Source organism: Actinomyces sp. ZJ308 (assembly GCF_011752065.1).
GTDB lineage: Bacteria > Actinomycetota > Actinomycetes > Actinomycetales > Actinomycetaceae > Actinomyces.
Map to the genome: position 1 here is coordinate 46,485 of NZ_JAAIJY010000020.1, position 15,691 is coordinate 62,175.

Genomic DNA, 15,691 nt, shown 5'->3' on the forward strand with positions numbered 1-15,691 from the left:
CTCGGCGGAGACGGACTCACCGGACCCGTCGAACCGCGCGGAGCCTGAGGGGTCAAGAGGCGTGGAGGATACGGGAGAGGCCGGGGAGACAGGAGAAGCCTGAGAGTCGGATGGCTCTCCTCCACTGACGGGGGAGAGGGGCGAGTCGGACTGTGGATGGCTCATGGGCCTAGGCTGGCACGGTGAGCACCACCGCGACCAGCCCTGCGACGAGCCCAACATCTCAGAACCCCTCGGACCCGGCCCCCGAGCGTCTTCTTCTCATCGACGGCCACTCCATGGCCTTCCGCGCGTTCTACGCGCTGCCGGTCGACAACTTCACGACGTCGACCGGCCAGTCCACCAACGCCGTCCACGGCTTTGTCTCCATGTTCCTCTCGCTGCTGGAGAACGAGCGCCCCACACACGTCGCGGTCGCCTTCGACCTGCCGGGAGGCACCTTCCGCACCGAGGAGTACGCCGAGTACAAGGGGACCCGCGACGAGACGCCGCAGCCCTTCCTCGGGCAGGTCGAGCTCATCCAGGAGGTCCTGGAGGCCATGGGCGTCAAAGCGCTCACCGCTGCGGGCTACGAGGCGGACGACATTCTGGCCACCCTGGCAAGCTCGGCCCAGGCGGAGGGTATGGAGGTCCTCATCTGCTCGGGAGACCGAGACTCCTTCCAGACCGTCACCGAGCGCTGCACCGTGCTCTACCCGGTCAAAGGCGTCTCAACGCTGCGCCGCATGACGCCCGAAGAGGTCGAGCAGCGCTACGGGGTGACGCCCGAGCGCTACCCCCATCTCGCCGCCCTCGTGGGGGAGACCAGCGACAACCTTCCCGGGGTTCCGGGCGTCGGCCCCAAGACGGCGGCCAAGTGGCTCAACCTCTACGACGGGCTCGACGGAGTCATCGCCCACGCCGACCAGATCAAGGGCAAGGCGGGACAGTCCCTGCGTGATCACCTCGACGACGTCATGCGCAACCGGCGCCTCAACCGTCTGCTCACCGACCTGGAGCTGGGAGTCGCTCCCCGAATCGACCTGCGTGTCTCAGGTGCCGACCGCGCCGACCTGGCGCGCGTCTTCGAGCTCCTGGAGTTCCGCACCCTGCACCAGCGGGCGCTGCGCACCCTGACCTTCACCGACATCTCCGACCATGCCGAGGCCTCAGAAGGAGAGGAGTCCGGCCCCCTGGGGGCCCTGAGCAGCCTCGAGATCGTCTCGCTCGGCCACGATCTCCCCGCGGGGAACCTGTCTCAGTGGCTGGAGACCAACCTGCCTGCGACCGACGACGACGGGGCCCGTTCGCTGGGAGTCGACGTCGTCGGAGTCCTCAAACCGGTGGAGGGCGATGCCACGCTCGTCTCGCTGTCCGACGGCGCCCACGCGGTGGCCATCGACCTCACCGAGATCCTGCCCGAGGACGAGGCCGCCCTCGCCGAGGTTCTCGCCGACCTCGACCGGTCCAAGCTGGTCGCCGACGCCAAGGGGAGCTGGCATGCTCTGACCGCCCGTGGACTCACGCTGGACGGTGTCATCGCGGACCCCTCGCTGGCCGGTTACCTGTGCCGCCCCGAGCAGCGCAGCTACGACGTCGACACCCTCGCCCAGCGCTGGCTCGGCATCGACCTGGCAGACATCAGCGGGGGCGGGGACCGGACAGACGATGGCCCCAGCGCGTCCCAGAGCGCCTTCGACCTCGAGGCCCTGGCCTCCGAGGCCGTGCCCGATGCGCATCGGGCCAGTGCGCGGCGAGCGGCCGTCCTCCTCCCTCTCCAGTCGGTGCTCGACGAGCAGATGGCGGTCCGCAACGCCGTAGGACTCTTCACCGACCTGGAGATGCCCGTGGCCGCGACCCTCACAGTGATGGAGGACACGGGTATCGCCGTTGATGACGCCGTGCTCGCCGCCCGCGAGACCGAGCTCGATGCCCGAGTCACCCACGCCGCTGAGGGCGCCTACGCCGCTGCCGGGCGTGAGCTCAATCTCTCCAGTCCCAAGCAGCTCCAGGCCGTCCTGTTCGACGAGCTGAAGATGCCCAGGACCCGCAAGACGAAGACCGGCTACACCACCGACGCCGAGGCCCTGGCCGGGTTGTACGCCAAGACGTCACACCCGTTCCTGGAGAACCTTCTCGAGCACCGAGACGCCATCAAGCTGAGGCAGACGGTGGAGGGCCTGCGCAAGGCGATCCAGACCGACGGGCGCATCCACACCACCTTCCAGCAGACCATCGCGGCCACCGGGCGCCTGTCATCGACCGACCCCAACCTGCAGAACATCCCGGCCCGCAACGAGGAGGGGAGGCGCATCCGTGAGGCCTTCACCGTCGGTGAGGGCTACGAGTGCCTGATGACCGCCGACTACTCCCAGATCGAGATGCGCATCATGGCGCACCTGTCCGGTGATCAGGCACTCATCGAGGCCTTCCGCAGCGGGGAGGACCTGCACCGCTACGTCGCCGCCATGGTCCACGGCATCGAGGTTGACGACGTGACCGCTCAGCAGCGCAGCCACGTCAAGGCCATGAGCTACGGGCTGGCCTACGGGCTGTCCACCTTCGGGCTGGCCCGCCAGCTCGGCATCGACAACGCCGAGGCCGCGGACTTGAGGAGCGCCTACTTCGCCAGATTCGGAAAGGTTCACGACTACCTGGAGTCCGTGGTGGAGCAGGCACGTCGTGACGGATACACCGAGACGATGTTCGGTCGTCGTCGCTACCTGCCGGACCTGACCAGCGACAACCGGCAGCGCCGCGAGATGGCCGAGCGGGCCGCGCTCAACGCCCCTATCCAGGGCAGCGCCGCCGATATCGTCAAGAAGGCCATGATCGACGTCGATCGCGCGCTGAGCGAGCAGGACCTGTGCAGTCGCGTCCTCCTGCAGATTCACGACGAGCTCCTGGTCGAGGTCGCGCCTGGAGAGGCCGAGGAGGTCGAGACCCTCCTCAAGGAGCAGATGGGGGGTGCGGCCGAGCTCTCGGTCCCTCTCGATGTCGCTGTCGGACGAGGACGCACCTGGCGTGAGGCTGCCCACTAGGCTCTTCCCGAGACCGTCGATCAGCGCCGGAAAAAGCCGTTGATACGTAAATGAGGCTGTGACGTCATCCTTTCGATACCCAGTTGTCAGATGACGTGAGCGATTGCACGCGCATGCGGGAGAATGCTTGAGGATCGTCTAGTTACGGATTCGTCACGTGCTGCTAAGGTTCACTCGTGCGCTCCTGGGCGTCTCCTATGAGAGTAATCCAACCAGGGTGATGAATTGGTCCGGGCCGGTTCGCGCCACTGGGGAGCGCGCAGTCTCTATCGACCCGATCCAACTATCCGTATTCGGAGCATCCACTCAATGACAACCACTACGCCCAGCCCCGCCCCGGTCGCAGTCAACGACATCGGCTCGACCGAGGAGATCCTCGCCGCCGTTGACGAGACCATCAAGTACTTCGATGACGGCGATATCGTCGAGGGCACTGTTGTCAAGGTCGACCGCGATGAGGTCCTCCTCGACATTGGCTACAAGACCGAAGGCGTCATTCTCGCTCGCGAGCTGTCCATCAAGCACGACGTCGACCCCGATGAGATCGTCTCCGTCGGCGACGAGATCGAGGCTCTTGTCCTGCAGAAGGAGGACAAGGAGGGCCGCCTGCTCCTGAGCAAGAAGCGTGCGCAGTACGAGCGCGCCTGGGGCACCATCGAGCGCATCAAGGAGGAGGACGGCGTCGTCACCGGCTCCGTCATCGAGGTTGTCAAGGGTGGTCTCATCCTGGACATTGGTCTGCGCGGCTTCCTGCCCGCTTCGCTGGTGGAGATGCGTCGTGTGCGTGACCTCCAGCCCTACGTGGGCCGTGAGCTCGAGGCGAAGATCATCGAGCTGGACAAGAACCGCAACAACGTGGTCCTCTCCCGCCGCGCCTGGCTCGAGCAGACCCAGTCCGAGGTCCGCACCAACTTCCTTCAGACGCTCCAGAAGGGGCAGGTCCGCTCCGGTGTCGTCTCCTCCATCGTCAACTTCGGTGCCTTCGTGGACCTGGGCGGCGTCGACGGCCTGGTCCACGTCTCCGAGCTTTCCTGGAAGCACATCGACCACCCCTCCGAGGTCGTCGAGGTCGGTAACGAGGTCACTGTCGAGGTCCTGGACGTCGACTTCGATCGCGAGCGCGTCTCCCTGTCGCTCAAGGCGACCCAGGAGGACCCGTGGCAGGCCTTCGCCCGTACCCACGCCATCGGCCAGGTTGTTCCCGGCAAGGTCACCAAGCTGGTTCCCTTCGGTGCCTTCGTCCGCGTCGAGGACGGTATCGAGGGTCTGGTTCACATCTCCGAGCTGGCCCAGCGTCACGTCGAGGTGCCCGAGCAGGTGGCCAAGGTCGGTGACGAGGTCTTCGTCAAGGTCATCGACATCGACCTGGAGCGTCGTCGCATCTCCCTGTCGCTGAAGCAGGCCAACGAGGGTGTCGACCCCGCCTCCGAGGACTTCGACCCCAGCCTCTACGGAATGGCGGCCGAGTACGACGAGCAGGGCAACTACAAGTACCCCGAGGGCTTCGACCCGGAGACCAACGAGTGGCTCGAGGGCTACGACGCCCAGCGCGAGGCCTGGGAGGCCGAGTACGCGGCGGCTCACGCCCGGTGGGAGGCCCACAAGGCCCAGGTCGCCAAGGCACTGGAGGAGGAGCAGGAGTCCGGTGCGCCGGCGGCGGCCCCCGCAGGCAACACCTCCTACTCCTCGGCTCCCTCGGAGGCCTCGGGAACGCTCGCCTCTGACGAGGCTCTGGCCGCCTTGCGCGAGAAGCTCACCGGTAACTGAGCTCCTGCATTTCTCATCACTGATCAGGACTGAACACTGAGCTCCTCTGAGGGTCTCCACCTGCAAGGCAGGTGGAGACCCTCAGACGCTGGTGCCCTCTCCCCATCGCTCAGACCGCGTCACCGTGCGAGGCTGTGGCCGGGGCTGATGCTCCTTGGCTCTCTTGGAACAGGACGACCCGTACGCGACGACTGATGGAGGCGACATGAGCTGTTGGGACGACATTGCCCGTGCCCTGGAGGATGTCGACCCCGTCTGCCCCAGTCGCGCCAGCGCTGCTGCCCTGTGGAAGGCAATCGTCGCTGACGGTGCCGAGGGACCGGCCCCGGACGAGTCACCCGACCAGGTGGCGCAGGCACTGTCCGTCGTCGATCGGGCGTGGCTGGTCCAGCTCGGTCAGAACCCGGACATGAGCAAGGAGAGCCTCGACCAGGCGATCTCCTTCTGCCGGAGGCTCAGGGCGGCCCACGGCTACTCGACGCTCCCGCTGCGCTATGCACGGGTCGAGCTCTCCGCCGTCCTCGGGCTCAGGGACGAGGCCCTCGAACAGCTTCGCGAGGCCAGGCTGTTCTCCTTCGGCGAGACCGATACCGGAGCGGTACTGGCGACTGCCCGCATGCACGACGACTACTCCGGCGTCATCAGTACCACGACCGCGACACCGAACCGTGCCGAAGCCGATCCCGTGGAGAGCGCACAGGGTCTGGGGGCTGTCCTGATTCCCTATCTGGCGCACAAACGACTCGTTGAGGCCGAGGACGCATTCGTCTCCCTGAGCCGGCTTCACCTGCCCGACGTCGCCTCGCTGCAGTCACTCGGCGACAGACTCGAGTACCTCGGCCTGTCCTCCCAGTGGCAGCGAGCCATTGCACTCATGCGTCACACCGACTTGAAGGGTGTGGCCGAGGCATCGGCCTGGCGGTTGATGAACACGGCCGTCGGGCTGGCCCTGGTGATGAGGGAGGCGAACAGATCCGGCTACGGCAATCACGCCCTGGGCGCCTCGTTGAGCTGGAAGACCCCGTGGGGCGATCTGGAGCTGACCGCATGGGACACGGTTGCCCACGCCTACGACGTCATCACCAGCTTCGCTCGCGGCATTGCTGTCCGCTTCGATACTCGCAACGGCAACAACGGCGTCTCCTACCGGATCGAGATGAGGATGGCCGCCGAGGCCGCAGGGCTGGCCACTCGGTCCTACGGGACGGTGACGAGTGCGGTGCCGGCGGACCGTTCGCGACTGCGTAACCAAGGAGCCCTGCTCAAGGAGGTCCGCGAGCTGCTCACCCTGTCTCGCGGCTACGGCATGGAGTCGGTGCGTCAACGCGCCATGACGACGGCTGAAACTGTCAGTGCCTCACTGTCTGACGTGGTTGACGACACCGCCCTGGAGCTGGTCGTCGACCTTCGACTGGCCTTCGGGCGACTCCTGGCCGCGCTCGGCGCCAACGAGCGCGCGGAGAAGGAGCACCTCGACACGGCGGAGCTGAGTCTGAGCCAGGGGTGGACGGAGACTGCCTGCGCCGCACTGGCCCTGGCATCCCACGCAGCCCAGGCGCGTGGTGACAACGCCTCCAGCCTGCGGGCATGGCAGCGGTGCTGCGAGGCGATGGCGAGCTGGCCGTTGAACCGTCCGGGGGAACGCTGCGGGATGCTGATCGACGCCGTCGGTGACCCGCTCATTGCGGTACAGGTGCTCTCCGCCCTGGCGGAGGTTCTCGTTGAAGGGGTGGAGGAGGACAGCTCTCGGGCCCCGATCGTCCGAGAGGTCATCTCGCGGGCCTCGACCCAGGTCTCCCGCTGTGTGAGTCCTCCACGCAGGGCTGCTGAGGCCCTGGCCAAGGTCGAGGAGCGCATCGCCCCCTACGGCCGGGGACGAGGAGGAAGAAGACGTCCGGGCTCGATGACAACGATCAAGGTTGGTGACGAGGGCGTCTCAGAACCCGGATGACAGGCCCCGCGGTAGTCGCAGTCACCAGTATCGGAAACACGCTGGCCCTGGTCAGGCGGGTCACGGCATGATGGGGTCATGCATCATACGTCTGCAGCCCGGCCCACTCACCGTCCTACGGATCGCGCTCTACGCGTGGGGCTGACCGGCGGCATCGGCGCTGGTAAGTCTACTGTCGCCGCCCTGCTGGCGGATCATGGAGCGGTCGTCACCAGTGCGGACGAGATCTCTCGCGACGTCGTCACTCCGGGCAGCGACGGTCTCGCGGCGGTCGTGGCTGAGTTCGGAGACGACGTTCTCGCCTCCGATGGCTCACTCGACCGCAGCGCCCTGGGGCGTGTGGTCTTCTCCGATGAGCTGCGCCTGGCGCGCCTGGAGGAGATCCTTCTGCCCCTCATCGCGGCCGAGGCGTGGGCCCGGATGGAGACGGTTCCGGCCGGACAGGTGGCGGTCTACGACGTCCCCCTGCTTGTCGAGGGACAGATGCAGGACCTGTTCGACCTCGTCGTCGTCGTTGAGGCCGATCTCGAGCTGCGCCTGAAGCGACTCGCCGAGCGAGGGATGGGGCGCGATGAGGCTCTGGCCCGTATCGCATCGCAGGCGACTGATGAGGAGCGGCGAGCCGTCGCCGACGCCGTCCTGCCCAACTCCGGGTCGACCGATGAGCTCCGTGCGGACGTCGACAGGCTCTGGAGCACCCGGATCATGGAGCCGGGAGGCATCGCCTGACAACGGGGACGCCTTCCCATCGGCAGACATCGCGCCCACTCCTACAGTGGGACGAGGAGCTGCGGCGCCCCGGACGCCGCTAGGGCAGACGTATCAGTCGAAGGAGCCGTTATGCCGCGATCGTCGATGGCCGACCTCACTCGTCGGAGGCTCCTGCTGCTCGGGAGCCTCACGGGGATCGGGATGCTCGCGGGCTGTGCCCCCGACCAGCAGGATAAGAAGCCGGTCCTGTACCTCTACCCCTCAGTGACCACGAATCTCTCGGTGAGCCTGGACTACCAGGGGAGGCTGACATACACCTATCCGAAGCCGCAGACCCAGGCCGATGGTCGCGTCAGCTGGCAGGTGACGGCGAGTCCCGACGGGGACCTCACCGACGCCTCAGGACGACACTACCCGTCACTGTTCTGGGAGGGGGAGGGGCCCGCCTCCTCCACTCAGGACGAGGGCTTCGTTGTTCACGCCGATGCGGCGACCGGTTTTCTGGAGGAGAAGCTCTCCGTCCTGGGGCTCAGCCAGCGTGAGGCATCCGAGTTCATCACCTTCTGGGGCCCACGAATCGCCGAGCGTGGTAGTGCCCTGGTCACCTTCGCCACTGATGAGTACGCTCGTCGCGCCGTCTATCGATTCACGGACACCTCGTCGGGCGCTGAGGTTCTCCCGGAGACGTTCATCCGGGTCTACGTCCTCATCGGGGAGGTGCCTCGGACGCCGGTTCCGGAGCAGGACCTGGTGCCGGCACCTGCTCGAACCGGATTCACCGCCGTCGAGTGGGGCGGAACCGAGCTGTAGAGCCGGCGGACGCACTCGAACGGATCAGCTGCTGCGTCGAGTGCCTGTGCGGGTGGGGCTGAGGGCGCCGACGATGGTGGCGGAGACGGCAACGATGAAGGCCATGAGAGCTCCTTGGGCTCAGGGGATGAGAATGGGACGACCTGGCGTCCTGCGGGGACCACCGTAATAGGCGAGTTCGATTGAATGGTTCCTGACGGGATACAAAGACGTATCAGTGTGGTGACGCTCGGATCGCAGGAAGATGAACGAGGCGGTCGTGCGATCGGAGGTGTCATCGGTGTCGGTGCGACCGCGTAGCCTGGGAGCATGCGTCCCGTCACCGAGCTCCAGCGCGCCGTCAAGCCCTTCGAGGTCGTCAGTCCCTACTCGCCCAGTGGGGACCAGCCCACGGCGATCGCCGAGTTGACCGAGCGCCTTCAGGCGGGGGAGAAGGACATCGTCCTGCTGGGCGCCACCGGAACCGGCAAGTCCGCGACGACTGCCTGGCTCGTCGAGCAGGTGCAGCGCCCCACCCTCATCCTGGAGCCGAACAAGACGCTGGCCGCCCAGATGGCCGCCGAGTTCCGCGAGCTGCTCCCGAACAACGCGGTGGAGTACTTCGTCTCCTACTACGACTACTACCAGCCCGAGGCCTACGTCCCCCAGACGGACACCTTCATCGAGAAGGACTCCTCCATCAACGACGAGGTCGAGCGCCTGCGACACAGCGCCACCAACTCCCTGCTCACCCGCCGCGACGTCGTCGTCGTCTCCTCCGTCTCCTGCATCTACGGACTGGGCACCCCCCAGGAGTACGTGGACCGGATGACGACCCTGGAGGTGGGCCAGCAGATCGACCGGGACGAGCTTCTGCGTCGCTTCGTGTCGATGCAGTACACCCGCAACGACATCGACTTCTCCCGGGGAACCTTCCGCGTGCGCGGGGACACGGTGGAGATCATCCCGATGTACGAGGAGCTCGCCATCCGCATCGAGTTCTTCGGCGACGAGATCGAGGCCCTGGCCACGCTCCACCCCGTGACCGGTGACGTCATCGACACCGCCGAGCAGGTCTTCGTCTTCCCCGCGTCCCACTACGTGGCCGGCCCCGAGCGCATGCAGAAGGCCATTGAGGGCATTGAGACCGAGCTCGCCGAGCGCCTGGCCCAGCTCGAGCACGACGGCAGGCTCCTGGAGGCCCAGCGTTTGCGCATGCGCACCACCTACGATCTGGAGATGCTTCAGCAGATCGGCATGTGCTCGGGGATTGAGAACTACTCGCTGCACATCGACGGCCGTGAGACCGGAACCCCGCCCAACACCCTCCTGGACTACTTCCCCGAGGACTTCCTCCTGGTCATCGACGAGTCGCACGTGACCGTCCCTCAGATCGGAGCCATGCACGAGGGCGACGCCTCCCGCAAGCGCACCCTGGTCGACCACGGGTTCCGCCTGCCCTCCGCCCTGGACAACCGGCCCCTGACCTTCGCCGAGTTCGAGGACCGCATCGGACAGACCGTCTACCTGTCGGCAACCCCCGGCGACTACGAGACCCAGCGCTCCGACGGCGTCGTCGAACAGATCATCCGGCCCACCGGCCTGGTGGACCCCAAGGTGGTCGTCAAGCCCACCGAGGGGCAGATCGACGACCTGCTCGAGGAGGTGCGCACCCGCGTCGAGCGCGAGGAGAGGATCCTCGTGACTACTCTGACCAAGCGCATGGCCGAGGACCTCACCACCTACCTCGCCGAGCGGGGCGTGCGCGTGGAGTACCTCCACTCCGACGTCGACACCCTGCGGCGTGTCGAGCTCCTGCGTGAGCTGCGGCTGGGACGCTTCGACGTGCTCGTCGGCATCAACCTGCTGCGCGAGGGCCTGGACCTGCCGGAGGTCTCACTGGTGTCCATCCTGGACGCGGACAAGGAGGGCTTCCTGCGCTCGACCCGCTCCCTCATCCAGACCATCGGACGCGCCGCCCGCAACGTCTCCGGCGAGGTCCACATGTATGCCGACACCATCACCCCGGCCATGGCCGAGGCCATCGAGGAGACGGAGCGGCGCCGCACCAAGCAGCTGGCCTACAACTCCGAGCGCGGTATTGACCCGCAGCCGCTGCGCAAGAAGATCGCCGATGTCACCGACATGCTCGCCCGCGAGGACGTCGACACCGCCGATCTGCTGGCCGGCGGCTACCGGGGCCATGAGGACTCCTCGCTGCGGGCACGGCGCAAGCACGCGGCCGAGGCCACGGTGCGCGAGAAGCTCGCCGGGGCGGCGCAGGAGGACCTGGTCGAGCTCATCAACGAGCTCACCCAGCAGATGCACGCCGCCGCTGAGGACCTCCACTTCGAGCTCGCCGCCCGGCTGCGCGACGAGATCCAGGACCTCAAGAAGGAGCTGCGCGCCATGCGCGCCGCGGACTGATCTCACAGCCTCGGATGGACTCATGGGGCTACACCGAAGGGTGCCGCCCGTTAGACTCTCAGACGTTATACACGGAGGGGAGTACTCCCAACCAACGGCGACGTCGTCATCACGGTGGTGCAGGAACACAATGGCCCTGCGTTCCCGGCGTCGCGGCCAGAGCGGCACGAGCCTTGAGCGCCGGCGCCCGTGGCGGGAGGAGACCTCCGGTACCAGTTCCGTACCGGAGGAGAACACGTGGACGTCCACATCCTGGGGTGGATCGGCCTGGCGGCCATCATCCTGACCCTCATCGCGATCGACATCATCGGTCACGTGCGCACGCCGCACGAGCCCACCATGAAGGAGGCCGCCGTCTGGTCGGTGGCCTACATCGCCATGGCCCTGGTGTTCGGCGGGATCGTCTGGTTCGTGTGGGGGAGCGGGTTCGCCCAGGAGTACCTGGCCGGCTACATCACCGAGAAGGCGCTGAGCATCGACAACCTCTTCGTCTTCGTCATCATGATGTCCTCCTTCAAGGTGCCCCGGAAGTACCAGCAGGAGGTGCTGCTCGCGGGCATCGTCATCGCCCTCGTCCTCAGGCTCGTCTTCATCCTCGCCGGCGCCGCACTCATCGAGAACTTCTCCTGGGTGTTCTACTTCTTCGGGGCCTGGCTCCTGTGGACCGCGTTCTCCCAGGCCCGGGAGGGGGTTGAGGAGCCCGACGACGAGGACGAGGAATACAAGCCCAGCGGCTTCGTCAAGCTCATCGCCCGCGTCATTCCCATGACCGACGGCTTCGTGGGCGGCAAGGTCATCCACCGCCACGCCGGACGCACCATGATCACCCCCATGATGCTGTGCATCATCGCCATCGGCACGGCAGACGTCATGTTCGCCGTGGACTCCATCCCCGCGATCTACTCACTGACCAGCGAGCCCTTCCTCGTCTTCTCCGCCAACGCCTTCTCCCTGCTGGGTCTGCGCCAGCTCTACTTCCTCATCGACGGCCTGCTCGACCGGCTCGTCTACCTGCACTACGGCCTGGCGGTCATCCTGGGCTTCATCGGCTTCAAGCTCATCGTCCACGCCCTGCACACCAACGAGGTCCCCTTCATCAACGGGGGCCAGGAGTGGCACGGCATCCCCGAGGCCTCGATCGGGGTCTCCCTCGGCGTCATCGTCACCACCGTCGTCGTCACCGTCATCGCCTCGGTCCTCAAGTCGCGAGCCGATGCCCGGCGGGCCGAGGTCACGTCCTGACGTCTCGGCCGGCAGGAGGAGGACCAGTCCTCGGTCGATCACTACAGTCTGCTCCGTGAGCACCACGAACACCTCTGAGGTCCCAGTGACCGGGCTCAGTGCCGCCCAGGTCGCCGAGCGCGTCAGCGCCGGACGGACCAACGAGTACCGAGAGCGGACCTCCCGCAGCGCCGCCCAGATCCTGCGGGCCAACGTCTTCACGATCTTCAACGCCATCCTCGGCGGCGCCCTGGTCCTCGTTCTGGCACTGGGGCACTGGGCGGACGCGCTGTTCGGATTCGTCCTGCTGCTCAACACGGCCACCGGCACCCTGGCGGAGATCCGGGCCAAGCGGGCCCTGGACCGTCTGGCCGTCCTGGAGTCTCCCCGGACCGTTGTCCTGAGGGAGGGGATCGAGACCGAGGTGGCAGTCGGTGAGGTTGTCATCGACGACGTCGTACGCCTCAGCGCCGGTCAGCAGGTGCCCGCGGACGGGGAGGTGGTCACCAGCGACGGCCTCGAGATCGACGAGTCGATCCTTACCGGGGAGTCTCGGCCCGTGCGTCCTGATAGCGGCGATCAGGTCATGTCGGGCACCACGGTGACGGCCGGGACCGGCCTGTTCCGTACCACCGCCGTCGGTGGGGACGCCTACGCCCACCGGCTGGCCCGGGAGGCTCGCAGGTACTCCCTCGTCGTCAGCGAGCTGCAGGCCGGAACCAACCGGGTGCTGCACTGGATCAGCTGGGTGATCGTGCCCGTGGCCCTGGTTCTGGTGTGGTCCCAGCTGCGCCTGAGCGGGAGCATCGCCGAGGCCTGGAGCAGTGGTGCGTGGCGGCCCGCGGTCGTCGCCGGGATCGCCGGGGTGGTCAGCATGGTGCCCCAGGGCCTGGTGCTCCTGACCTCCGTCAACTTCGCCACCGCATCCCTGGCTCTGGCCAGGCGCAACGTCCTGGTTCAGGAGCTGCCCGCCGTCGAGGTCCTGGCCCGGGTCGACACCCTGTGCCTGGACAAGACCGGCACCATCACCACCGGCCGCATCCGCCTGGGGGAGGTCCGGGGACCCGACGGCGCGCAGGCGCCACCCGAGGTGCTCTCGGCGCTGGCCCTGCTCAGCACGGTGGGGGAGACCAACGCCACTGCGGAGGCCATCAGGGAGGGGCTCGGCGCGCAGGGGCTTGAGGAGACGCTGGCGCCGGCCGGTGTGGAGTCGGTGCCCTTCTCCTCACGCCGCAAGTGGTCCGCGGTCCGTGTCGACGCCACCACCTGGGTGCTCGGCGCCCCCGAGATCGTCCTGGCAGGACCCGGTGAGGACGTTCTGGAACGCGCTCGCCGGATCGCCGCTCAGGGAGTGCGCGTCGTGGCCCTGGCCCGGTCACACTCTCCTTGGACGCAGATCCCGGGGGAGGACGAGCCGCGGCTTCCCGGTGACCTCGAGGCCGCCGGGATCGTCGTCCTGACCGAGGAGATCCGCCCCGACGCCGCTGAGACCCTCGCCTACTTCCGCCAGCAGGGCGTGGATGCCAAGGTCATCTCCGGAGACAGCCCCGAGACCGTGGCCGCCGTCGCCCGTCAGGCCGGTGTCACCGCACCCGACGGCGGCGAGCTCGTGGCACTTGACGCACGCACTCTTCCGGCGGGGGCGGGCAGTGGCCAGGAGACGGCCGTCGACCTGGAGCGGCTGGCCGACGCGGTCGAGGGAGCCAGCGTCCTGGGACGCGTCACGCCCGAGCAGAAGCGGGCGCTGGTGCGGGCTCTGAAGTCCCGGGGTCACGTCGTGGCGATGACCGGGGACGGTGTCAACGACGCCCTGGCGCTCAAGGACGCGGATCTCGGCATCGCCATGGGCAACGGGGCTCCCGCCACGAAGGCAGTGGCCCGCCTCGTGCTGCTCAAGGGCGAGTTCTCCGCCCTTCCCGGGGTCGTGGCCCAGGGGCGCCGCGTCATGGCCAACACCGAGCGCATCGCCTCCCTGTTCCTGGCCAAGACCATCTACGCCTCACTCATCGCCGTCGTCGTGGCGGCCACGGCAGTCGCCTACCCCTTCATGCCCCGCCAGCTCACGGTCGTCTCCTCACTGACGATCGGGATCCCGGCCTTCGTCCTGGCCCTGGCACCGAGCTCCCAGCGCTACCGGGAAGGATTCCTCGGGCGGGTTCTCAGCCTGTGCGTGCCCGCGGGGATCATGGCAGGAACCGTCACCCTGGCCACCTACCTCTGGCTGACGCTCACTCACGCCCCTCGCGCCCAGGTGACCACGGCGACGACCCTGGTGCTCATCACCTGCGGCCTGTGGCTGCTCACGCTCACCGCCAGGCCTCTGACGAGCTGGCGGCTGGGGCTGGTCGCCCTCATGGGGGCGATCGCGGTCCTGGGCGTCGTCGCCCCACCGGTACGGTCCTTCTTCCTGCTGGCCTGGCCCACCCCCGGGGTCTGGTGGGTCATTGCGCTCATGGCAGGCCTGGCCGTTGGCGGGATCGAGCTGGTTCACCTCGTGCGGCGTCGGATCGTGCGCGGACGCGGCTAGAGATCCGTCAGCCCGTCGCTATCGTGCGGCGACGAGGCGAAGCCACCCGTGGTGGGGATGGGTGCTGGTGTCGACCGTGAGGAACCCGGCCTCGTAGGCGAGGCCGGCGAGAGCCCGACCATCGGGGATGTTCATGTCCAGACGCTCCGCCCAACGTCCTGACGCCGATCGGTCGGCGTACTCGTTGGTGACCACGAGCCTGCCCCCAGGACTCAGCACACGGCGGATCTCGATGAGACCGGCCTGCAGGTCGGGCCAGAAGTAGGTGGTCTCGAAGGCCGTCACCACATCGAAGAAACCGTCACGGAAGGGCAGGTTCTCAACGGACGCCTCCAGGACCCGTAGGCGTCCGGAGGCCACGGCCCCGCGGTTGACGCGCCTGCTGGTCTCAACCGCCTCGGGGGAGTGGTCAACGCCGGCGACCTCGCGGCGCGTGGACTTAAGGATCCGTGCCAGGGCCCTACCTCCTCCGCAGCCGACGTCGAGCACCTTGTCACGTGGCTGGATCCCCGCCGCCTGGAGCCCCCAGCGATGCAGGCGGGCGTGCCCGATGTTCATGCTGCGAAGAAGCACGAGTCCGGTCAGGGAGGAGGGGCGGGAGAACTGGGACTCGGTCGGCACGGCTGGGGAGGTGAAGGGGTCGGAGGTCGCCATAGGCACATGCTCCTGGCCGAACGGGGCGGGAGCAAGAGGCGTCAGCATCTGAGCCGCAGTGCCGGCTCACCTGCCGGCTCGTGTACCGGTTCAGGCCAGGACCCCGATGACGGGGTTCCACTCACGCGGGATGCGCTCAGAGATATAGCCGGCCCGGTGGAAGGGGTCCTCATCGAGCAGGGCCAGCGCACCGGCCTCGTCCTCGGCCCTCACGACGATGAGGGCGTCGTGGGTGCCCACGTAGGGTCCGGCGGCGAGCAGCCTGCCCTCGTCGGCCAGTCGGCCGTTGAAGGTGCGGTGCGAGGGACGCACGGCGGCCATCTCCTCATCCTTGTCGGTGACGTAGCGGTACTCGACGGCATAGATCTTGCTCATGGCCTCAGCATAGGGCTGGACGGGCGGAGCGTGGTCCGAACATGAGGCCGTAGATTCTTCCGGTAGTCGGCGATGAGACATGTCGAACACGTGTGCGATCACGCGGTACGTGCGGTGAACCCCTAGATGAGTAAGTCCAAGGGGTGTGGGTCGGCGTGGGTGCTGGGCAATGGGGTGAGGGCCTCGCAGGATCGGTGGTGTTACACCAGATCTCACCGCTCCTGCTGGGAAGGACGGCTTGCTCATGGA

The 15,691-nt window shown here is 67.3% G+C and carries 10 protein-coding genes; 8 read left to right on the top strand and 2 right to left on the bottom strand.

The window, feature by feature from the left end; translation table 11 throughout:
* Window positions 1-182: 182 nt before the first annotated feature.
* The 8 genes from polA (at window position 183) to HCR68_RS09520 (ending at window position 14,413) form a co-directional block, all read left to right on the top strand.
* Complete coding sequence (gene polA, locus HCR68_RS09485; protein WP_208320566.1) at window positions 183-3,020, top strand: DNA polymerase I; 2,838 nt, start codon at window positions 183-185, stop codon at window positions 3,018-3,020.
* Window positions 3,021-3,329: 309 nt separating this feature from the next.
* Complete coding sequence (rpsA, locus tag HCR68_RS09490) at window positions 3,330-4,787, top strand: 30S ribosomal protein S1 (RefSeq protein ID WP_167148896.1); 1,458 nt, start codon at window positions 3,330-3,332, stop codon at window positions 4,785-4,787.
* A gap of 205 nt (window positions 4,788-4,992) precedes the next feature.
* The gene (locus HCR68_RS09495; protein ID WP_167148898.1) at window positions 4,993-6,738 is read left to right on the top strand and encodes a hypothetical protein; all 1,746 of its coding nucleotides are present in this window, start codon (window positions 4,993-4,995) and stop codon (window positions 6,736-6,738) included.
* 135 nt (window positions 6,739-6,873) lie between these two features.
* The gene (coaE, locus tag HCR68_RS09500) at window positions 6,874-7,467 is read left to right on the top strand and encodes a dephospho-CoA kinase (protein WP_167148922.1); all 594 of its coding nucleotides are present in this window, start codon (window positions 6,874-6,876) and stop codon (window positions 7,465-7,467) included.
* A 111-nt stretch (window positions 7,468-7,578) separates the two neighbouring features.
* Entirely contained in the window at window positions 7,579-8,259 is a 681-nt protein-coding gene (locus tag HCR68_RS09505) for a transcriptional initiation protein Tat (protein WP_167148900.1), read from the top strand.
* A gap of 309 nt (window positions 8,260-8,568) precedes the next feature.
* Window positions 8,569-10,665: an excinuclease ABC subunit UvrB gene (gene uvrB, locus HCR68_RS09510; RefSeq protein ID WP_167148902.1), complete on the top strand. Its 2,097-nt coding sequence runs from the start codon at window positions 8,569-8,571 to the stop codon at window positions 10,663-10,665.
* A 237-nt stretch (window positions 10,666-10,902) separates the two neighbouring features.
* Window positions 10,903-11,907, top strand: a complete 1,005-nt coding sequence (locus tag HCR68_RS09515; protein ID WP_167148904.1) for a TerC family protein — start codon at window positions 10,903-10,905, stop codon at window positions 11,905-11,907.
* A 55-nt stretch (window positions 11,908-11,962) separates the two neighbouring features.
* Complete coding sequence (locus HCR68_RS09520) at window positions 11,963-14,413, top strand: HAD-IC family P-type ATPase (protein ID WP_167148906.1); 2,451 nt, start codon at window positions 11,963-11,965, stop codon at window positions 14,411-14,413.
* A gap of 18 nt (window positions 14,414-14,431) precedes the next feature.
* Here HCR68_RS09520 and HCR68_RS09525 read toward each other — a convergent pair whose 3' ends face one another.
* The gene (locus tag HCR68_RS09525) at window positions 14,432-15,067 is read right to left on the bottom strand and encodes a class I SAM-dependent methyltransferase (RefSeq protein ID WP_167148908.1); all 636 of its coding nucleotides are present in this window, start codon (window positions 15,065-15,067) and stop codon (window positions 14,432-14,434) included.
* Window positions 15,068-15,157: 90 nt separating this feature from the next.
* Entirely contained in the window at window positions 15,158-15,442 is a 285-nt protein-coding gene (locus HCR68_RS09530; protein ID WP_167148910.1) for a YciI family protein, read from the bottom strand.
* Window positions 15,443-15,691: the final 249 nt, after the last annotated feature.